This is a genomic window from Parvibaculum sp., from assembly GCF_049651025.1.
In the GTDB taxonomy this organism is placed as follows: Bacteria; Pseudomonadota; Alphaproteobacteria; order Parvibaculales; family Parvibaculaceae; genus Parvibaculum.
Window position 1 is genome coordinate 1 of sequence record NZ_JBASBH010000093.1, and the last position, 18,905, is coordinate 18,905.

At 59.1% G+C, this 18,905-nt stretch carries 19 protein-coding genes; 9 read left to right on the plus strand and 10 right to left on the minus strand.

Annotated elements, in window-relative coordinates; all coding sequences use genetic code 11:
- From WA943_RS12115 to WA943_RS12130, 4 genes are all read right to left on the minus strand, one after another.
- Window positions 1-818: pyruvate dehydrogenase complex E1 component subunit beta (locus WA943_RS12115; protein WP_424470139.1), on the minus strand; the 818-nt coding region annotated here is incomplete at its 3' end.
- Window positions 819-821: 3 nt separating this feature from the next.
- Window positions 822-1,865, minus strand: a complete 1,044-nt coding sequence (gene pdhA / locus WA943_RS12120) for a pyruvate dehydrogenase (acetyl-transferring) E1 component subunit alpha (RefSeq protein WP_424470140.1) — start codon at window positions 1,863-1,865, stop codon at window positions 822-824.
- A 166-nt stretch (window positions 1,866-2,031) separates the two neighbouring features.
- Window positions 2,032-2,379, minus strand: a complete 348-nt coding sequence (locus WA943_RS12125; protein ID WP_424470168.1) for an FtsB family cell division protein — start codon at window positions 2,377-2,379, stop codon at window positions 2,032-2,034.
- 159 nt (window positions 2,380-2,538) lie between these two features.
- Window positions 2,539-3,891 carry a DUF1329 domain-containing protein gene (locus WA943_RS12130; RefSeq protein ID WP_424470141.1) on the minus strand — a complete coding sequence of 451 codons (1,353 nt, stop codon included), beginning with the start codon at window positions 3,889-3,891 and terminating at the stop codon, window positions 2,539-2,541.
- A gap of 256 nt (window positions 3,892-4,147) precedes the next feature.
- On the opposite strand from WA943_RS12130, the gene WA943_RS12135 reads away from it, so the two are divergent.
- Window positions 4,148-4,732 (plus strand): TetR/AcrR family transcriptional regulator, encoded by a 585-nt coding sequence (locus tag WA943_RS12135; protein ID WP_424470142.1) that lies wholly within the window; start codon window positions 4,148-4,150, stop codon window positions 4,730-4,732.
- Between the two features lie 20 nt (window positions 4,733-4,752).
- Here WA943_RS12135 and eno read toward each other — a convergent pair whose 3' ends face one another.
- A complete protein-coding gene (gene eno, locus WA943_RS12140) occupies window positions 4,753-6,027 on the minus strand; it encodes a phosphopyruvate hydratase (RefSeq protein ID WP_424470143.1) in 1,275 nt (424 codons plus the stop codon).
- A gap of 77 nt (window positions 6,028-6,104) precedes the next feature.
- The gene (locus tag WA943_RS12145) at window positions 6,105-6,692 is read right to left on the minus strand and encodes a PadR family transcriptional regulator (protein ID WP_424470144.1); all 588 of its coding nucleotides are present in this window, start codon (window positions 6,690-6,692) and stop codon (window positions 6,105-6,107) included.
- Between the two features lie 343 nt (window positions 6,693-7,035).
- Between WA943_RS12145 and WA943_RS12150 the strand changes: the two genes are divergently transcribed.
- The 7 genes from WA943_RS12150 (at window position 7,036) to WA943_RS12180 (ending at window position 12,801) form a co-directional block, all read left to right on the plus strand.
- Window positions 7,036-8,901 carry a DUF1302 domain-containing protein gene (locus WA943_RS12150; protein ID WP_424470145.1) on the plus strand — a complete coding sequence of 622 codons (1,866 nt, stop codon included), beginning with the start codon at window positions 7,036-7,038 and terminating at the stop codon, window positions 8,899-8,901.
- A gap of 155 nt (window positions 8,902-9,056) precedes the next feature.
- Entirely contained in the window at window positions 9,057-9,761 is a 705-nt protein-coding gene (gene queC / locus WA943_RS12155) for a 7-cyano-7-deazaguanine synthase QueC (protein ID WP_424470146.1), read from the plus strand.
- Between the two features lie 4 nt (window positions 9,762-9,765).
- On the plus strand, window positions 9,766-10,398 hold the full coding sequence (gene queE / locus WA943_RS12160; protein ID WP_424470147.1) for a 7-carboxy-7-deazaguanine synthase: 633 nt from the start codon (window positions 9,766-9,768) through the stop codon (window positions 10,396-10,398).
- On the plus strand, window positions 10,353-10,766 hold the full coding sequence (locus WA943_RS12165; RefSeq protein WP_424470148.1) for a 6-pyruvoyl trahydropterin synthase family protein: 414 nt from the start codon (window positions 10,353-10,355) through the stop codon (window positions 10,764-10,766). Before queE ends, WA943_RS12165 begins: the two co-directional genes overlap by 46 nt.
- Window positions 10,766-11,233: a preQ(1) synthase gene (queF, locus tag WA943_RS12170; protein ID WP_424470149.1), complete on the plus strand. Its 468-nt coding sequence runs from the start codon at window positions 10,766-10,768 to the stop codon at window positions 11,231-11,233. Before WA943_RS12165 ends, queF begins: the two co-directional genes overlap by 1 nt.
- 68 nt (window positions 11,234-11,301) lie before the next feature.
- Window positions 11,302-11,883 carry a TetR/AcrR family transcriptional regulator gene (locus tag WA943_RS12175; protein ID WP_424470150.1) on the plus strand — a complete coding sequence of 194 codons (582 nt, stop codon included), beginning with the start codon at window positions 11,302-11,304 and terminating at the stop codon, window positions 11,881-11,883.
- A 21-nt stretch (window positions 11,884-11,904) separates the two neighbouring features.
- A complete protein-coding gene (locus WA943_RS12180; protein WP_424470151.1) occupies window positions 11,905-12,801 on the plus strand; it encodes a phytanoyl-CoA dioxygenase family protein in 897 nt (298 codons plus the stop codon).
- A gap of 19 nt (window positions 12,802-12,820) precedes the next feature.
- Here WA943_RS12180 and kdsA read toward each other — a convergent pair whose 3' ends face one another.
- The 4 genes from kdsA to tpiA all read right to left on the minus strand — a co-directional run bounded on the left by kdsA (window position 12,821) and on the right by tpiA (window position 16,752).
- On the minus strand, window positions 12,821-13,657 hold the full coding sequence (gene kdsA / locus WA943_RS12185; protein WP_424470169.1) for a 3-deoxy-8-phosphooctulonate synthase: 837 nt from the start codon (window positions 13,655-13,657) through the stop codon (window positions 12,821-12,823).
- 27 nt (window positions 13,658-13,684) lie between these two features.
- Entirely contained in the window at window positions 13,685-15,313 is a 1,629-nt protein-coding gene (locus WA943_RS12190) for a CTP synthase (protein WP_424470152.1), read from the minus strand.
- Between the two features lie 120 nt (window positions 15,314-15,433).
- Window positions 15,434-15,853 carry a preprotein translocase subunit SecG gene (gene secG, locus WA943_RS12195; RefSeq protein WP_424470153.1) on the minus strand — a complete coding sequence of 140 codons (420 nt, stop codon included), beginning with the start codon at window positions 15,851-15,853 and terminating at the stop codon, window positions 15,434-15,436.
- 125 nt (window positions 15,854-15,978) lie between these two features.
- Complete coding sequence (gene tpiA / locus WA943_RS12200) at window positions 15,979-16,752, minus strand: triose-phosphate isomerase (RefSeq protein ID WP_424470154.1); 774 nt, start codon at window positions 16,750-16,752, stop codon at window positions 15,979-15,981.
- Between the two features lie 250 nt (window positions 16,753-17,002).
- Between tpiA and WA943_RS12205 the strand changes: the two genes are divergently transcribed.
- Window positions 17,003-18,901 (plus strand): SurA N-terminal domain-containing protein, encoded by a 1,899-nt coding sequence (locus WA943_RS12205; RefSeq protein ID WP_424470155.1) that lies wholly within the window; start codon window positions 17,003-17,005, stop codon window positions 18,899-18,901.
- The last annotated feature ends 4 nt before the right edge of the window (window positions 18,902-18,905 follow it).

Genomic DNA, 18,905 nt, shown 5'->3' on the forward strand with positions numbered 1-18,905 from the left:
GGCGAGATAACGATAAGTCCGGGAATATGCGCGTACCAGGACGAATAATCCTGACTGTGCTGTGCGCCAACGCGCGAAGCCGGCCCGTTTGGCCCGCGGAAAACAATAGGCGAAGCCATCTGCCCGCCCGACATATAGCGCGTTTTTGCAGCCGAATTGATGATCTGGTCAATCGCCTGCATAGCGAAGTTGAAGGTCATGAATTCAACGATCGGGCGCAAACCGGCAAATGCAGCACCGACACCGAGGCCGGTAAATCCGTGTTCCGTTATCGGCGTATCAACCACCCGCTTTGCGCCGAATTCTTCAAGCAGTCCTTGAGTGACCTTGTAGGCGCCCTGATATTCCGCGACTTCCTCACCCATGACGAAAACATTTTCGTCGAGGCGCATTTCCTCCGCCATCGCGTCACGAAGCGCTTCGCGAACTGTCTGCGATACAAACTCTGTGCCTTGTGGAATTTCAGGGTCGGTAGCGACTTCTATCCGAGGCGCTTCGGCCTCTTTCTCTTGCTCTTGTCGGGCATCGGATGCGGCGGGCGCTTTACGCAAAGGCGCAGACACTTCGTCGCTTTCGCCCTCGCCCGCAATCACGGCGATGACCTCGTTCACCTTCACACCCTCCGTGCCTGCAGGCACGACGAGTTTCACAATCTTCCCCTCATCAACCGCTTCGACTTCCATCGTTGCCTTGTCGGTTTCGATCTCGGCGATGACGTCGCCGGAGCGCACTTCATCGCCCTCCTTCACCAGCCATTTGGTGAGCGTGCCCTCTTCCATAGTTGGTGAGAGCGCGGGCATCAGAATGTTTGTCGCCATGGCTTAGGTCCTCGCCGCAAATGGAGCGACGACATCGGTCCAGAGTTCAGATGGATCGGGCTGTGGGCTTGCTTGCGCAAATTCGGCAGCCTCCGCGACGATGCCTCTTATTTCCTTGTCAATCTCCTTCAGCGCCTCTTCGCTTGTGCCAGTATCAAGAAGTCGTAGGCGCACCTGCTCAATCGGGTCGTGCTCCTGGCGCATTTTGTTGACTTCCTCTTTCGCGCGGTACTTCGCTGGATCGGACATCGAGTGGCCACGATAGCGGTAGGTCATCATTTCGAGGATGTAAGGCCCTTTGCCTGCGCGGCATGACGAAATGGCCTTCTCGCCGGCGGCGCGGACAGCACGCACGTCCATGCCATCGACCTGCTCGCCGGGAATGTTGAAGCTCACACCACGCTTGGAGAGGTTCGTCTGGGCGGAAGCACGGGCGACGGAAGTGCCCATGGCGTATTGGTTGTTTTCGATCACGTAAACGACCGGCAGTGTCCAGAGCTCAGCCATGTTGAAGCTTTCATAAACCTGGCCCTGGTTTGCCGCCCCGTCGCCGAAGAAGGTGAGGCTCACATTGTCGTTGCCGCGATACTTGTTGGCAAAGGCAAGGCCGGTTCCGATGGGCACCTGCGCGCCAACGATCCCGTGGCCGCCATAGAACGCTTTCTCGACGCTGAACATATGCATCGAGCCGCCCTTGCCCTTTGAATAGCCGCCCTCGCGTCCGGTGAGTTCCGCCATGACGCCTTTAGGGTCCATGCCGCAAGCGAGCATATGGCCATGGTCGCGATAGCCAGTGACGATCTGGTCGCCCTGTTTCGTGGCACCCATGAGGCCCACGATAACGGCCTCCTGGCCGATGTAGAGATGACAAAAGCCGCCGATGAGACCCATGCCATACATCTGGCCAGCTTTTTCCTCAAAACGGCGGATCAGCAGCATCTCACGATAGGCCTTGAGGTCTTCCTCGCGAGAGAGAGCGGGAGGGCTATCCGTCTTGGTCGACTTCTTCTTCACAACAGCTTTGGGAGGCGGAGGTGTCTTGGCCATGCTTCATTCCGGATTGGGCCGATCGAACGGCTCATGTCGGGTGCCTTGGCACGCAAATATGCCAATAGGCAGATCACACCATAGAGTGTGGCCGTAAATATTTGATTTCAAAGAGAAAAATGTAAATTAACTTATATTCGGTTAATTGCATCGCAGCGCCAAAGGTTTAGCGAACGATCTGGCCAGCGGGGCGCTCGCGAAAAATCACGATGTCGTTGGGATTGGCAAAACCCAGTGTTGCGCGAGCCCGCTCATCGAGCAGATCGGGGTCAAGGCTCTCAGGGCGCAACAGCGACACCTGCTGGTCGAGCTGACGGTGCGTCGCTTGCACCTCGGCCAATTGTTGTTGCAGCGTGTCGACGCGGTTCTGCAGGCTCAGCCAAGCGATAAAGCCATGGCGGCCATAGACCGCATGATAGGCAAAATACGAAAGAACGACGAGGCAAACGAGCGGTATCAGCGCATGACGCAAGCGCAGCGGCTCTCTTGTACGAATCAACCCCAAATCCTTCATAAACAACAAGGAATCACAGGTGGATTCCTCTCGTCAACAAGTCTCGCGAACATAGACGAACATACCGGCGGGAAGGACAAAAAAGGGCTGCGCAACCTGACGATTGCGCAGCCCAGTTTGCGGTAAGATCACTGTGGAGGGAACTTACCGTAGATACTTTTAGCGAACGCCAAGCTGACGGATCGAGTTCGGCGTATAGCGGCTCGGGTCAAGCTCGTCGGCGAAGTAGTTCACCGGCGGCTCTTCGTTCTGCATACCGAGAGCGAGGTAACGACCCGCCTGGAGATCGTAAACCGTCTCAGCGGCCGAGTTGCAGAGCGGCACGTTGTAACGCTGCAGCGTCTGCGACTCCTGGACGCGCCAGAGCTGGCCACGACCGTCATAGAGTTCGACCGCAGAAACCTGCCATGCGTCTTCGTCGTTGTGATAGACGCGGCGGGCGTAAACGTGACGCGTGCTCGCCTTCAACTTCGCTTCGAAGTTCCACGTCCGGTGCAGTTCGTAGCGAACCAGATCCTGATTGAGGTGAAGCGGCTTGATCAGGTCTTTGTACTTCGCACCCTCAGCCTTGTAGCTGTTGGCGGCAACGATCATCGGCTTCTTGTCGATGACGGCCCAGTCGTAACGATCAAGCGCACCGTTGAAGCCGTCGAAGGCGTCGGAGGTGGACAGACCGTCCGAGTTCGTGCCCGGATTGTCGTAGGAGATATTCGGCGCGCGACGCACACGACGCGTGCCGGGGCTGTACTGCCACGCCTGACGGCCGCCATTCAGCGTCGCGTTGAGCGCTTCGAGAACCAGGATCACGTTGCCAGCTTCACGGGCGGGCGCGATCGTGTTCGCGATGTAGTAGAGCGAAATGTTGTTCAGGTCTTCAGCCGACTTCTTCGACGGGTCGGACCAGTTCAGGATGGCTTCGTCCTGCACGATGGTCAGCGTGTAGTCGCCGCTGCGCGTAACGGGCGCGGCCGCGAACTGACGCACCACCTTGAAGGAGCGATAGCGCAGCGTGTGGTTCCACATGATTTCGAAGGCGTTATTCGGAATCGGGAACGGGAAGCCCATGACAGCACCGGCAACACCCGAGCCGCCGCCATTGAGTTCGCCGACTTTGGCGTTGTTCTTCGTCGCTTCATAAACGCGGTCCGGATAGGCGCAGGACCGGCGCGTCTGATAGACGTTCATCTTGTAATCGGGATAGGCCTTCATCATGGCCTTGTAGCCGTCCGTCAGCACGGCGTCGTACTGAGCAGCGTTACCAGCGTTGATCGTAAATTTGATCGGGTCGCTTGCGAACGGATCCTGAAGGTGATCGCCGGGCTTGTAGCTGACATTGCTCGGCACGGTCTGAAGACCACCGGTCCAGGCCGGGATGTCGCCCTCGCCTGCCTTCTCGGCGCCGATCGGCGTCAGATCAGACCCCAGACGGTTGATCTGTGCATCCGGCACCGCCGCATGCGCAGCCATCGGTGCGCAAACAGCAAGCGCGATGGCCAAGTTGAAAATCTTCATCTACCGAAACCTCCCTTTTCCCAGGCTCCCCTACGGGAACTCTACGTTTTAGCTCTAACCCACTTATTTATAGTGATTTTAGCTTTAAACTACATTCACTGATAATAATTCATTTTTGTCAATCGACATTATGACGCGGCGTCATGCTTCGCCGAGAGTGCAGCACGGCCCGTTACTACGCGTTCACACTTGGTGACGTAGGGGCTGCGTGATAACTATGGTCAATATTCAATCGTGATCAGGCAGATGACGGAAAATGGGCGCCATCGAAGACACTCGGGGGAGGATTCTCGCAGCAGCTACTGCGCAAATTCATCGTCACGGTCACGTCAAAACGACGATTGCTGATGTCGCAAAACACTGTGGAATGTCATCGGCCAATGTTTACCGATTCTTCCCCGCCAAGGCGGCGCTTGTCGAAGCCGTTTCGGAAATATGGCTTTCAGTCACTGAAGATCTTGCGCGCGCTATCGCGATACGGCCGACAAGCGCATCTCAACGCGTGCGCGACTACATCATCGAGGTCCATGAACTCATTCGTGATCGCCAGACAACTGAAGACGAAGTCCATGAAACCTTCGTTGCAGCCGCGACGGAACATTGGCCTTGCATGGCCGAACACGAAAAGAAACTCGCCGCCATATTCTCATCCATCCTTGCGGACGGCGTAAGAAGCGGCGAGTTCCAGATCGACGATGTGGAAAAAACCGCTTTCGTGATGCGGTCCGCACTGATGAAGTTCCACAGCCCGGTATTGGTGGCCCAATTTTATGGTGAGAGCCTGGTTGAACAGGCCGCCGACCTCTCAGACCTGCTGTTGAACTCCATCACAAAGCGCTGATCCGGCCCTCTTCACCGAAACTAACGCTTGAGAACACTACGCCCTGCATATTCCGCAGACGAGCCGAGCAACTCTTCGATGCGGATCAGCTGGTTATATTTCGCCAACCGATCGGAGCGAGCGAGCGAGCCCGTCTTGATCTGACCGCAGTTCGTTGCAACGGCGAGATCTGCGATGGTCGCATCTTCTGTTTCACCTGAACGATGAGACATGACTGCGGTATAGGCGGCTTTGTGGGCCATTTCGACGGCTTCAAGCGTCTCCGTCAGCGAGCCGATCTGGTTCACTTTGACGAGAATGGAATTCGCGACGCCCTTTTCAATGCCGTCGGCCAAACGGGTCTTATTCGTGACGAAGAGATCGTCACCCACAAGCTGGACCTTGTTGCCAATGGCTTCGGTCAGCGCCTTCCAGCCTTCCCAGTCATCTTCCGCCATACCGTCTTCAATCGAGATGATGGGATAACGGGCAACGAGATTTGCCCAGTAGTCGACCATGCCGCCTGCGTCGAGCTTCTTGCCTTCGCCTTCGAGATCATAGACGCCGTTCTTGTAGAACTCGGTAGAAGCGGCATCGAGCGCGAGGTAGATGTCTTCGCCGGGCCGGTAGCCAGCTTTCTCGATGGCTTTCATCACGAAGCCAATCGCATCTTCGGTCGAAGCGAGATTGGGCGCGAAGCCCCCCTCGTCGCCGACATTGGTGTTATGATCTGCGGTCTTCAATTCGCCCTTCAGCGTATGGAAAACTTCCGCACCCATGCGCACGGCATCGGCGAAGTTTGCCGCGGCGACGGGCATGATCATGAATTCCTGAATATCGATCGGGTTATCCGCGTGCTGACCGCCATTGACGATATTCATCATCGGAACGGGAAGCATGCGCGCCGACGGGCCACCGACGTAGCGAAAAAGCGGTTGGCCCTGAGACTGTGCCTGCGCCTTGGCGACAGCGAGCGAAACGCCGAGAATGGAGTTGGCACCGATGCGCGCCTTGTTCGGCGTACCGTCAAGCGCACACATTGCTCGGTCGATCTCGATTTGCTCGGCGGCGTCCATGCCGCCTATCGCGTCGAAAATCTCGCCATTGACGGCGGCAACGGCATTTAGAACGCCCTTGCCCTTGTAGCGAGCGCCGCCATCGCGCAACTCGACGGCTTCGTGCGCTCCGGTGGACGCACCCGAGGGAACAGCGGCACGGCCAAAGGCGCCATCCTCAAGAAACACGTCCACCTCGACCGTCGGGTTACCACGACTGTCCAGAATTTCGCGGCCGATAATGTCGATGATCGCAGGCATGGTTTCTCAAACTCCGCTCGGTTTTAAGGCTGCGCGTTTCTAGCGGAGACAAGCTGCAAGTGAAAGGGGCTTGCTGACTACACAACCTTCCCCAATCGTTCGACTTTGGGCAGGCGTGCAAAATCAAGGTCGTCCGGAGCCTGCTGCAGCAACTCTTCGCGATTTTGCAGAATATAGTCGCGCTCTGCCTCCACAAGCGCCCGGCCCAATCCGATGCAGAAATGCTGTCCCGGCAGAATGGTGCCGGTAATCGGCGAGCCCTCCTTTTCCAGGGCATCCAGCGATGCATGCGTTGCAACCGTATCTGCCAATCGCTGGTCCAACAGTTCCTTGACGCGAGATCTTGGCAAATAGGGCGCAAAGCTGAGCATGAACATGAATTCTGAACGCAGTCGCTGCCGCGCATCGCACGTCATCAACGCCTCGATACAGACCGCCCTGCCCGCATCGGTAATTGCGTAGATTTTCTTGTTCGGTCTGTTTTCCTGCTCGACCCGTTCGAATGTCACCAGCCCTTCTTCAGCCAGTTCATTCAGGGCCGGATAGATGTTGCTGATCGTCACATCAACGATCTTCGACACCTCTTGCTCCAGGATTTTCTTGATGTCGTAGCCCGTCGCAGGGCCCGTCATGAGCACGCTAAGTAGCAGTTCTTTCGTATTCAAACCCGCCTCCTCCCCCGAGTAGCAGATTGTAGCCCTTGCTTTGGGCTGGATGTTTTGTCTATATCATCTTTATTCGTAGGTTTTTTTTACCTAACGTAATTATTCATAACAGATCAACCCAGGCATTCCTCTCAATTTCCACGCCAAGGGTCGGCATTGCTCAGTAAAAAGCGGGCGGTTCTCCCTGGGGGGCCCCGTCCGCTTGCCTCCAACATCGAAGCGGCTGTGACCGCGACGAATCCAAGCGGGAGAAGCAGTCAAAATGAGAGTATCGGCGAGAATCGCCTCTGTCACGAGTGAACAGGGTAAGGCGCGCTCCAAAGCAGGTCTATTCGCAGGGGTTTTGACCTCCGCACTGATCGCAGGCGGCGCTGCCCAAGCAGACGCATATAAATTTGGCGATGTCGACGTTTCGATCGACACGACCGTTTCAGCCGGTATCGGCATGCGCACCAGCAAGCGGGATTGCGCCAAGATCTCGCTGGTCAATGGCGGCTGCAAGTCCGGCAGCGGGCGCAGCACCGGCGTCAATTCGGATAACGGCAATCTCAACTTCGACCAGTGGGATTTCACGGATGCGATCGCGCGCGTGACCATGGACGTTCAGGCGAAGTGGGAAAACTACGGCGCCTTCCTGCGCCCGACGGCGTTCTACAATCTCGTGTACGCGAACAACGATATGCGGTTCCGCAATCTCAATCACGATGGCCGTAACCAGCTCGACTACACCGTCGATGTGCTCGACGCCTTCGTCTATGCGAATTACGACATCGGCGGCCATGCAACAACGATCCGCGTTGGCAAGCAGGCGCTGAACTGGGGCGAGAGCCTGTTCATTCAGGGCGGCGTCAATCAGTTCCAGGCGCTTGATGTGAGCGCACTGCGCACACCCGGCTCGGAGCTCAAAGACGCCATGACGCCGATGCCGATGATCTATGCATCGTTCGCGGCGACAGATGCGCTGACGATCGAAGCTTTCTGGCAGTTCAGCTATGAAAATACTGAACTCGATCCGTCGGGTTCCTTCTTCTCGACGGACGATATCGTCGGCAAGGGTTCGCTGCCCGCGCTCTCCGGTGTCGAGCCCGGTTTCGACAATCCCGATCTGGCAATTGCCCCCGGCGACCTTGCCTCACTGCTTGGCGGTGCGCCCGTTCCCATCGCGCTTGCTCGTACGAAAGATCGCGGCCAGAGCGATTTCAATCAGTTCGGCGTTGCTGCTCACTATTACGCCGACAATATCGGTACTGGCACCGACTTCGGGCTGTATTTTGTACGCTTTTCAAGCCGCCTGCCCTTCCTGGGTTTCACCAATGGTGGCATGGACACGGCACAGGCATGTGCCGCAGTCGCGCTCGGCGCGGGTGGTGCCGTGGATTGCACCAGTGCAGCAGGCGTGAAGGCTGCCTTTGCTTTGGCAGCCAATCAGGGCAGCTACTTCTATGATTTCCCGACAGTGAACACGCTGGGCGCAAGCTTCAGCACCACGATTGAAGGCACTGCAGTGTCGGGTGAGACGACTTTCTCGCCGGACATGCCCTTCGGCATCAACGACTCCGAACTCAACGCTTCGCAGATCGACGGTCTTGGTGGCGCGCCCTATCTTTCGGGCGGAGCTTCGACGCGCTTCAGCAACTATCTGGCGGGCGTCGGTCTGAATGCGTCCACGCTTAGCCACGTCAAGCTCGATGCGTATCAGGGCCAGATCGGAACGATCACGTCGTTCTCGACGACAGATTTCGTTCCGCGCAATCTCGGCGCCGATAGCGGTGCGTTCGTCTTCAATGCGGGCTTCGTCTATGTGCCCGACGCAGGCAAGTATCCGCTCAATCGTTCGGGCCCTGAAGGCGGTATCGTAAATCCGTTCGCCGCAGCACTGTTGACCGGTGGCGCAACGGACCCGCAATATGCGACGAGCTTCTCGTCGGGTTATCGCGCGGTGCTTTCGACAACCTACAACAACGCCTTCGATACGCCTGTCACGCTGAGCCCCTATGTTGCATGGCGTCATGACGTGCTCGGCTATTCGCCGGGACCGATCACGGCGAACTATCTGAAGGGCCTCAAGGAAGTCTCAGTCGGTGTCCGTGCGGACTATCAGTCGCGCATCAAGGCATCGCTGAGCTGGACGTCGAGCTTCGGCGCGGGTTGGTACAACCCCATATCCGATCGCGACTTCATGATGGCGAGCGTCGCTTACGCGTTTTAACGAGACTACGCCGAACCCACTCCCTCCCGGGTAAGGGAATTCGGCAGAACCGCCTCGGAGGGCCCCCCTCTCCGGGGCGGTTTTCTTTTTAACTTCACTACGCTTGACGCAAGGGCACCGCTCCTGTTCAAAGGCCGAAACCGGAGCAGACCAAAATGCCTGAAGACAAGGCACTCGTGCTTTTTTCCGGCGGACAGGACTCCACCGTCTGTCTCGCCTGGGCGCTGACGCGCTACGCCAATGTTGAAACCGTGGGTTTCGACTATGGGCAGAGCCATGTCGTCGAACTCGAATGTCGCGCCAAAGTTCGCGACCAGATGGCGGATGCATTTCCAGAGTGGAAGGCAAAGCTCGGTCCTGATCACATGCTCTCGCTGCGCGAACTTTCGGTGATCAGCGAGACGGCGTTGACGCGCGATGTCGCAATCGAGATGGACGAGAGCGGACTGCCCAATACGTTCGTGCCGGGCCGCAACCTGCTCTTCTTCGTTTATGCGGCGGCGCTCGGTTATCGTCGCGGCGCGAGCACGCTTGTCGGCGGAATGTGCGAGACGGATTATTCGGGCTATCCCGATTGCCGCAACGATACGATCCAGACGCTCGCGCAATCGGTCAGCCTTGGTATGGCGCGGAATTTCGCGTTCGAAACGCCGCTCATGTATATCGACAAGGCAGCGACCTGGGCGATGGCGGAAGAGCTTGGCGGCGCGCGGTTTGTCGACATCATCGTCGAAGACACGCATAGCTGCTATCGCGGCGACCGGACGCATCGGCACGATTGGGGCTATGGCTGCGGCACCTGCCCGGCTTGTGAACTCCGCGCGAAGGGCTACGCAGCCTGGCGCGCGGCAAAGGTTTGAGACCATGTATTCGGTGAAGGAAATTTTCTACACGTTGCAGGGCGAAGGCGCGAATGCGGGCCGCCCTTCGGTGTTTTGTCGCTTTGCTGGTTGCAATCTCTGGACCGGCCGTGAGCAGGATCGCGCAAGCGCTGTATGCACTTTCTGCGATACGGACTTCGTCGGCACTGATGGCGAGGGTGGCGGAAAATTTGCGGATGCGGAGGCTCTGGCATCAGCAATCGAACGCACATGGCAGTCGGGCGCGCAGGAAAACCGTTTCGTCGTTTGCACCGGCGGCGAGCCGCTTTTGCAAGTCGACACGGCGCTCATCGAAGCGTTGCATGCACGCGGTTTTGAAATTGCGGTCGAGACGAATGGCACGGTGGAACCGCCGGAGGGGCTCGACTGGATTTGCGTCAGCCCGAAGGCGGAAGCGCCGCTAAAAATTCAGGCGGGCGACGAGTTGAAACTCGTCTTCCCACAGACGAACGCCCTGCCCGACCGTTTCGAAAAACTGGCGTTCCGGCACCATTATTTGCAGCCGATGGACGGACCACATGTCGCAGAGAATACCAGGGCTGCGACGGCTTATTGTCTGGCGCATCCTAAATGGCGGCTGTCGTTGCAAACCCACAAGCTGATCGGTATCCCCTGATGCGTATCTACAAGGAATTCATGTTCGATGCGGCTCACTACCTGCCGGGCGCACCTGAGGGGCACCCCAATCGGCGGGTTCATGGGCACTCGTTCAGGGTCACGGTCTGGCTCGATGGCGAGGTCTCGCCGGACACAGGATTGGTGAGACATTTTGAGGATTTCGAGCGAGAGATTGAGCGTTTTCGAGACAAGCTCGATCACCACATGCTCAATGAGATCGAAGGGCTCGAGAATCCGACGCTGGAGCATATTGCGATATGGTTATGGAAAGAATTGAAGGGGCCGCTGCCTGAACTGGCGCGGATCGAGATCCATCGGGCATCCTGCCGCGAGGGATGCGTTTATGACGGACCGGGGAATAAGTGATGGCGCGCAAGGCGGGGACAAAAAATCTGACGCAACTTGGACGCGATGCGACTATCCCCGCTTCGCCCGAGGATGCTGTTCTTGAGCGCGTCCCCAATCCCCATGCGGACACAAATTATATTGCTCGGTTTACGGTGCCGGAATTCACGTCGACATGCCCGGTGACCGGACAACCGGATTTCGCGCATATCGTCATCGACTATGTGCCGGGGAAATGGCTCGTCGAGTCGAAGTCGCTGAAGCTCTATCTCCAGAGTTTCCGCAATCACGGCGCCTTCCATGAAGACTGCACGGTGGCCATCGGCAAGCGGCTCGTGAAGACGCTGGCGCCGAAATGGCTGCGGATCGGCGGCTACTGGTATCCGCGCGGCGGCATCCCCATCGACGTCTTCTGGCAGACCGGCAAGTTGCCAAGCGGCGTCTGGGTGCCCGATCAGGGCGTCGCGCCCTATCGCGGCCGGGGCTGAGCAACCTATTTTTCAAGACGCATAAAAAGGCAGTTGCGGGCTGAAGTGGTTTTTATATAATCACCATTATGCCAAAAATAATAAATCACGCTACCCGCCGCGATGAAATTGCCGAAGCCACCATTGAGGTGATCAGCAGACAGGGAATCGACAGCACGCGGCTTGTCGACGTGGCGCGCGCGGCGAACGCGACCACCGGCTCGATCACACATTATTTTGAAGGCAAGGACGCGGTGCTGCTGGCGGCGCTCGACCATCTGGCGCAACGCATTCTCAAGGGTCTTCGAGAAAGCGACACGACGGACCTGATCGACCTGTCGTTCCAGATTCTGCCGATAGATGAAGACGGCCTTCGCGACTGGCGCGTCTGGCTTTGTTTTGTAGGCCGCGCCCTCGCCGATCCTGCCCTCGCAAAAATCCACAAGGCTTATTACCAAGAGTTTCGCGACGGCCTTGCTGCGCGCATAGATCGTCTGCAAACGGATAAAGCCCTGAACGGGGCTATCGATCCGCTTGTTACCGCCGATGCAATCATCGCTGCGGTCGATGGAATTGGCCTGCGCGCCACGCTGGAAATTGAGGAATGGCCAGCCGAACGACAAAGGCGGCAACTCGAATTCATGTTGCGCCCGCTGCTGACACCGCGTTGATATTTCCTGGAGGAGGAACCGTTGCCGAAACTTGAAAATCTGCCTGCAAGCGCATCGACAGACGAAATTCTCAAAATTCTGAAGCGCGACGGCGCGCTGATCTTGACGGATGTGCTGAGCAGCGCAGAGGTCGAACAGGTCGTTTCCGAAATCATGCCTTATGTCGAGGCCACGGATTACGGCCGCGACCAGTTCACGGGCCACAAGACAACACGCACCGGCGCACTGGTTGCCCGCTCGAAGGGTTGCCAGAAAATGGTCATGCACCCCGCCATCGTGAGCGCGGCGGAGCTTTTCCTTAAGCCGTTTTGCGAACGCATACAGCTTCATCTGACGCAGGTCATTCGCATCTGCCCCGGACAGCCCAAGCAGAGCATTCATCGCGACCGCTGGGCGTGGGGCACATATCTGAAAGATGTCGAGCCGCAGTTCAACACGATCTGGGCGATGACGGACTTCACGAAGGAAAACGGCGCGACGCAGGTCTGCCCCGGCAGCCTCGACTGGCCGGACGATTATCAGCCAACGGACGACCAGATCACATATGCGGAAATGAAGGCTGGTTCGGTGCTGATATATTCAGGCGGCGTGTTTCATGGAGGCGGCGAAAACACCTCCAATGGAGATCGCGTCGGCACGAATATCACCTATACGCTCGGCTGGCTGCGGCAGGAGGAAAACCAGTATCTCTCCTGCCCGCCCGAAATTGCGCGCGAGCTTCCTGAGGAATTGCAGGAACTCATCGGCTACGCGCTGGGCGGCTATGCGCTCGGCTACTACACGCCGCCGACCGCGCCCGGCGAAGGGCCGGAGATTGTGCCGCCGCAATTCGCGCTTGGGCGCGAAGGCCATGGCGGCTCCCAATTCGGCCCCGCCGATATGCAAGCGAGCCTGTCGACGCAGATCAGAGGGCAATAAAACTCCGCGCCAAGGCGGCTCAGGCCGCCTTGGCGAGGCGATCGAATTTCTGGAGGTTTGCGAGCAGCGCTTCGAGGTCCGAGAGCTTCACCATGTTCGGGCCGTCGGAAGGCGCATTGTCGGGGTCTTCATGCGTTTCAATGAAGACGGCGGCAACGCCGATGGCGACGGCGGCGCGCGCGATATAGGGCACCATGCGGCGGTCGCCGCCGGATGCATTGCCCTGCCCGCCCGGCTGCTGCACCGAATGGGTTGCGTCGATGACGACCGGGCAACCGCATTGTTCTTTCATGATCGGGATCGCACGCATGTCGTTGACGAGCGTGTTGTAACCGAAGCTGACGCCGCGCTCGGTGGCGAGCACGTTGGGGTTGCCTGCATCGACAACCTTGGCGACGACGTTCTTCATGTCCCAGGGCGCGAGGAACTGGCCCTTCTTGACGTTGACGACGAGGCCCGTCTGCGCGGCGGCTTCGAGCAGATCGGTCTGGCGGCAGAGGAAGGCCGGAATTTGCAGCACGTCGACGGAGCCTGCGACTTCAGCGCATTGCTCGCGCTCATGCACGTCGGTGAGGATCGGCACGCCGAATTCCTTGCGCAGATCTTCGAAGATCGGCATCGCAAGCTCGAGGCCGAGGCCGCGCTTCGCATTGCGGCTGGTGCGGTTCGCCTTGTCGAAGGAGGTCTTGTAGATGAGGCCGATGCCGAGGCGATCGGTGATTTCCTTGATGCCGCCTGCCATGTCGAATGCGTGCTGGCGCGTTTCGAGCTGGCAAGGCCCCGCAATCAGCGTGAACGGCTTGTCGTTCGCGATTTCGAGGTTGCCGATCTTGACGGTGGCGTTAGCGGGCATGATGGCGCTCCACTCGCAATGACGAAAAACTCAGACCAAACGGCTCTGCGCAACGGCCGCTTCGATGAACGAGCGGAACAAGGGATGTGGGGCGAAAGGCTTCGATTTCAACTCGGGATGATACTGGACGCCAATGTACCACGGATGGTCCGGTATCTCGATGGTCTCAGGCAGGAGGCCGTCCGGCGACACGCCAGCGACCTGCATGCCTGCCGCTTCAAGCTGCGCACGATAGGTCATGTTGACCTCGTAGCGATGGCGGTGGCGCTCGCTGATCGTTGTGCTGCCGTAGATGGAGGCGATGCGGCTGCCTTCCTTGAGGACGGCGTCGTAAGCGCCAAGGCGCATGGTGCCGCCGAGGTCGCCATTGGCGGCGCGCTTCACCAATTCGTTCTGCTGCATCCACTCGGTCATCAGGCCGACGACAGGCTCGTTTGTCGGGCCGAATTCGGTCGAGCTTGCGCCCTTCAATCCGGCGAGATTGCGCAGCGCCTCGATGACCGCCATCTGCATGCCGAAGCAGATGCCGAAATAGGGAATGTCGCGTGTGCGGGCGAAATTCGCCGCCGCGATCTTGCCTTCGGAACCGCGCTCGCCGAAGCCGCCCGGCACCAAGATGCCGTTCACGTCTTCGAGATGGTGGACGGCATCTTCGGCTTCGAAGATTTCGGATTCGAGCCACTTGATGTTGACGCGCACCTTGTTGGCGATGCCGCCGTGAACGAGAGACTCGTTCAACGACTTATAGGCGTCCTTGAGGCCGGTATATTTGCCGACGATGGCGATGGTCACATCACCTTCGGGCTCGCGAATATTGTGGGTGATGGCGTTCCACTTCGTGAGGTCCGGCAGCTTTGATTCCGCCAGACCGAAGCGCGCCAGCACTTCGCGATCTAGGCCTTCTGCATGATAGGCGGACGGCACGTCATAGATCGTGTCGACATCCATCGCCTGAATGACGGCGCTTTCGCGCACGTTGCAGAAAAGCGCAATCTTGCGGCGCTCGTCTTTCGGGATCGGACGGTCGCAGCGGCACATCAGAATATCGGGCTGAATGCCGATGGAGCGCAGCTCCTTCACCGAATGCTGCGTCGGCTTCGTCTTCATCTCGCCGGCGCTTGGAATGTAGGGCAGCAGCGTCAGGTGGATATAGCAGGTCTGGCCGCGCTCAAGCTCATTGCCGAGCTGGCGGATCGCCTCGAAGAACGGAAGGCCTTCAATGTCGCCGACGGTGCCGCCGATTTCGCAGAGAACGAAATCGACATCGTCGCTATGCGAGAGGACGAAATCCTTGATCGCGTCGGTCACGTGCGGAATCACCTGCACGGTGCCGCCGAGATAATCGCCGCGGCGTTCGCGCGTGATGATGTCCTGATAGATGCGGCCGGTGGTGATGTTGTCGCCGCGCGTCGCGGGGACGCCGGTGAAGCGCTCGTAATGGCCGAGGTCGAGGTCGGTCTCCGCTCCGTCATCCGTCACATAGACCTCACCATGCTGGTAAGGCGACATGGTGCCGGGATCGACGTTCAGATAAGGGTCCAGCTTGCGAAGGCGCACAGAATAACCGCGCGCTTGCAGAAGCGCGCCGAGAGCTGCGGATGCGAGACCCTTGCCGAGTGAGGAGACCACGCCGCCGGTGATGAATATGTACCGCGTCATGGAGCCCTAGATTACAGCAACAAAAATGATTCGGAGCGCCAAACGAGGCTCCCTTAAAAATAACTGTGGATGGCTTCCGGTTTCCGCAGCCGGAACTCTACGTCAGATTGCCCGTGCGCCTTACTGGGCGCGCGGGACAGCCGGCTCGCTCGGCGCCTGAGCGGGCGCAGGAGCCGGTGCGGGCACCGTGACCGGTGCCGTTCCTGTTGGCTTGGGCGCATCGAGGCCCGAACCGAGCGGCGCGGGAACGGCCGGAGCCGGAACCTGAATGCCTGTCGGAGCCGGACCGACCCGGTCGAGCAGCGAGCTGCCCGAGCCGCCACGCGCGGCGATGATGACCAGTGCAAGGCTGGTCATGAAGAAAATACCGCCAACAATGCCGGTTGCGCGCGTCAGCACGTTGCCTGCGCCGCGACCCGACATCAGGCCACCGCCACCGCCGCCAATGCCCAGCGCGCCGCCTTCAGAGCGCTGCAACAGAACCAGCGCCACAAGGGCGATGGCGACCATCAGGTGGATAATCAACAGAATGGTGGTCATGGAGCTTCGCAGTCCGTCTGTTCTGGCTTGGTGGCCGCCGATGGCGGTTGACGCGGCGGGTTGTACCTCATGCCGGGCCATGTTTCCAGTCCCACAGGAACTGGCCGGAAATCAGGCCCGTAGCGCTAGGCGTAGGCCTTTATAATGCCGTAAAAATCTTCAGCCTTGAGGCTCGCACCGCCAACGAGGGCGCCGTTAACGTTGGCGACAGCCATAAGCTCGGCGGCGTTCGAGGGCTTGACCGAACCGCCATAAAGAATGCGCATGCGCTCGCCTTCGGCCTTGAAACGCTTCTTCAGGGCGGCGCGGATTGCGGCATGGACCTTGGCGACGTCGTCAACGGTCGGCGTGCGGCCGGTGCCGATGGCCCAGACGGGCTCATAAGCGACAATCGTCGTCTTGGCGGTGATGCCACGGGGCAGCGATCCGGCAAGCTGCGAGGCGATGACGGCGAGCGTTTCGCCCGCATCGCGCTGCTGTTCCGTTTCACCGACGCAGATAATGGCCATGAGGCCCGCGCGATGGGCGGCCTGAGCCTTGGCGCGAACGGCCGCGTCATCTTCGCCGTGATCGGCGCGGCGCTCGGAATGGCCGACGATGACATAGGTCGCGCCTGCGTCTTTCAGCATTTCGGCGCTGATGTCGCCCGTATGGGCGCCGGAGGCATTGGCGTGGCAATCCTGACCGCCGATGGCGATCTTGCTGCCTTTGGCGGCGTCTTTCAGCGTCGCAATCAACGTGGCGGGCGGGCAGACGAGCACGTCGCAGGCCGGGCGCTTGCCCTTGGCCAGCCGCTTGGCGAGGCTCACGACTTCCTTACGGGAAGCCTTCAGCCCGTTCATCTTCCAGTTTCCGGCAACCAGTGCCTTGACCTTCGGAGCTTTCGCTTTCGCAGCCATCTATTCGTCCTCGTATCGCGCAACATTGTTAATCTTGGTATATGCCGTTCGCGGATTTACCAGACGGATCGGCATACGCCAACCGCACAAGCCTGTTTTCGTCAGGAAAATCAACCCGCAAGCAGACGGGACGAGACTTGCGGGGGCACGGGTGCGCACATATCATGCGCCCCTCTTGCGGCCCCAGGGCGCGTCACGCGCTTTAACGCGGCGGCCGGTCAACGGTCCCCATCGACGGAAAGACGACGCAATGCTCGATTCACTCAGAAGAGGCGCCAGCGGCTGGACAGCCAAAATCATGATGGGCTTCCTGGTGCTCAGCTTCGCCGTCTGGGGCATCAATGACGTGTTCACCGGCAATTCGCAGACCGATGTGGCCGAGGTCGGCGGCGAGCCAATCTCGCTCGTTCAATATGAGCGGGCTCTTGAAAACCAGACGCGCGAATTTTCGCAGCGTCTCGGTACGCCGCTGACGCGGCAGCAGGCCCATCAATACGGCATCGACTCTGCGGCACTCGCACAGCTTATCGGCCTGACGGCGATGGACCTGGGCGCGCGCAAGGCCGGGCTCGCGGTCAGCGACGAAACGGTGGCGCGCAATATCACAAGCGATCCGGCGCTTGCGGGCACCTTCGCCAAGTTCGATCGTCCGAGCTTCGACCGCATGCTGCAGCAAATGGGCGTCAGCGAGAAAAACTTCATCGCCGATCGCCGGAAGTTTCTCGTGCGCAGGCAGCTCAGCGATGCGCTGCAAGCCGGTGTGAAAGTGCCGACGACGCTTCTTGAAGCGATCGCGACCTATCAGGGCGAAACGCGCGTCGCGTCCTACATGATTCTGCCGCCCGCCGCCGTTGGCGAGATTGCCGATCCCGACGACAAGACGCTGGAAGCCTATTACGAGAAGGCCGCCGTTCACTTCACCACGCCGGAGACGCGCGACTTCAGCATTCTGAGGCTCGATCCGAGCGACGTTGCCGCGACGGTGTCGATCAGCGACGCGGAGTTGAAGAAGGCCTATGAGGAACGCCGCGGCGAATTCGACGTGCCGGAGAAGCGCAAGGTCGACCAGATCCCCTTCTCGACCATGGAAGCCGCAAAGGAAGCCGACGCGCGCCTGAAAAAGGGCGAGCCGATGGAGAAGATCGTCGGCGAGCTTGGGCTTGAGGTGAAGGATGTGTCTCTTGGCGAGGTATCGCGTCAGCAGATGATCTCTCCCGCCGTGGCGGACGCTGCCTTCGCGCTGAAGGTCGGCGAATATAGCGATCCGGTGCAAGGCCCGCTCGGCCCGGTGATCCTGCATGTCACGGAGATCGCGCCCGCCAATCCCAGCACCTATGAAGGTGTGAAGGACAAGCTGCGCGGCATGCTCGCCAGCGACAGTGCGCGCAACGAGGTCTATGACGTTCAGAACAACATCGAAGACGCGCGCGCAGGCGGCGCTTCGCTGGAAGAGGCGGCGGAGAAAAACCATCTCAAGATCGCCAAGTTCAACGGAGTGACCGCCGAGGGCCTGACGGTCGATAACAAGAAGCCGGATGGCATGCCCGAGTATAAGGGCCTGCTCGACGCGATTTTCAAAAGCGAACAAGGCGACCAGGTGCCGCCCGGCGATACGGGCGAAGGCGGCTATTACTGGGTGCGCGTCGACAATGTGACGCCTGCCAAGGTGAAGCCGCTGGCGGAAGTTCGCGGCGAAGTTCTGGCGCTGTGGAAGCAGGAAACGCGCAAGGCGAAGCTTCAGGAGCTTGCGCTGAGCCTTGTGGAGCGCGGCGAGAAAGGCGAAAGCATCGAGAAGATCGCATCGAGCCTTGGCCGCACCTCGCTGATTTCGCCCGACATCAAGCGCGGCTCGCAGAGCGACACATTCTCGCGCCTCGCTGTGACGCGGCTCTTTGCCGTGCCGCAGAACGGCTTTGCTTTCGGCCCGGTCGGATTTGGCGACAGCCTGATCGTGATGCAGGTGAAGGAAATCAACGATCCGAAGCCTGATACCGCGTCGAGCGAATACAAGACCGCACAGGCAAACATCACCGAAGGCTTGCAGTCCGACATGCTGGTGACGCTGATCACCGGCTATGAAAAGCAGCTCGGCACCAAGCTGAACACCAAGCTTCTCGACCGCGTGATGAATGCCGAGAGTGCCCAGTGATGAA

Bases quoted from the DNA above. Each gene is read 5' to 3' on its own strand.
- pdhA (WP_424470140.1), bottom strand. From the start codon at position 1,865: ATGGCCAAGACACCTCCGCCTCCCAAAGCTGTTGTGAAGAAGAAGTCG.
- WA943_RS12125 (WP_424470168.1), bottom strand. From the start codon at position 2,379: ATGAAGGATTTGGGGTTGATTCGTACAAGAGAGCCGCTGCGCTTGCGT.
- WA943_RS12130 (WP_424470141.1), bottom strand. From the start codon at position 3,891: ATGAAGATTTTCAACTTGGCCATCGCGCTTGCTGTTTGCGCACCGATG.
- WA943_RS12135 (WP_424470142.1), top strand. From the start codon at position 4,148: ATGGGCGCCATCGAAGACACTCGGGGGAGGATTCTCGCAGCAGCTACT.
- eno (WP_424470143.1), bottom strand. From the start codon at position 6,027: ATGCCTGCGATCATCGACATTATCGGCCGCGAAATTCTGGACAGTCGT.
- queC (WP_424470146.1), top strand. From the start codon at position 9,057: ATGCCTGAAGACAAGGCACTCGTGCTTTTTTCCGGCGGACAGGACTCC.
- queE (WP_424470147.1), top strand. From the start codon at position 9,766: ATGTATTCGGTGAAGGAAATTTTCTACACGTTGCAGGGCGAAGGCGCG.
- WA943_RS12165 (WP_424470148.1), top strand. From the start codon at position 10,353: ATGGCGGCTGTCGTTGCAAACCCACAAGCTGATCGGTATCCCCTGATG.
- queF (WP_424470149.1), top strand. From the start codon at position 10,766: ATGGCGCGCAAGGCGGGGACAAAAAATCTGACGCAACTTGGACGCGAT.
- WA943_RS12175 (WP_424470150.1), top strand. From the start codon at position 11,302: ATGCCAAAAATAATAAATCACGCTACCCGCCGCGATGAAATTGCCGAA.
- WA943_RS12190 (WP_424470152.1), bottom strand. From the start codon at position 15,313: ATGACGCGGTACATATTCATCACCGGCGGCGTGGTCTCCTCACTCGGC.
- secG (WP_424470153.1), bottom strand. From the start codon at position 15,853: ATGACCACCATTCTGTTGATTATCCACCTGATGGTCGCCATCGCCCTT.
- tpiA (WP_424470154.1), bottom strand. From the start codon at position 16,752: ATGGCTGCGAAAGCGAAAGCTCCGAAGGTCAAGGCACTGGTTGCCGGA.
- WA943_RS12205 (WP_424470155.1), top strand. From the start codon at position 17,003: ATGCTCGATTCACTCAGAAGAGGCGCCAGCGGCTGGACAGCCAAAATC.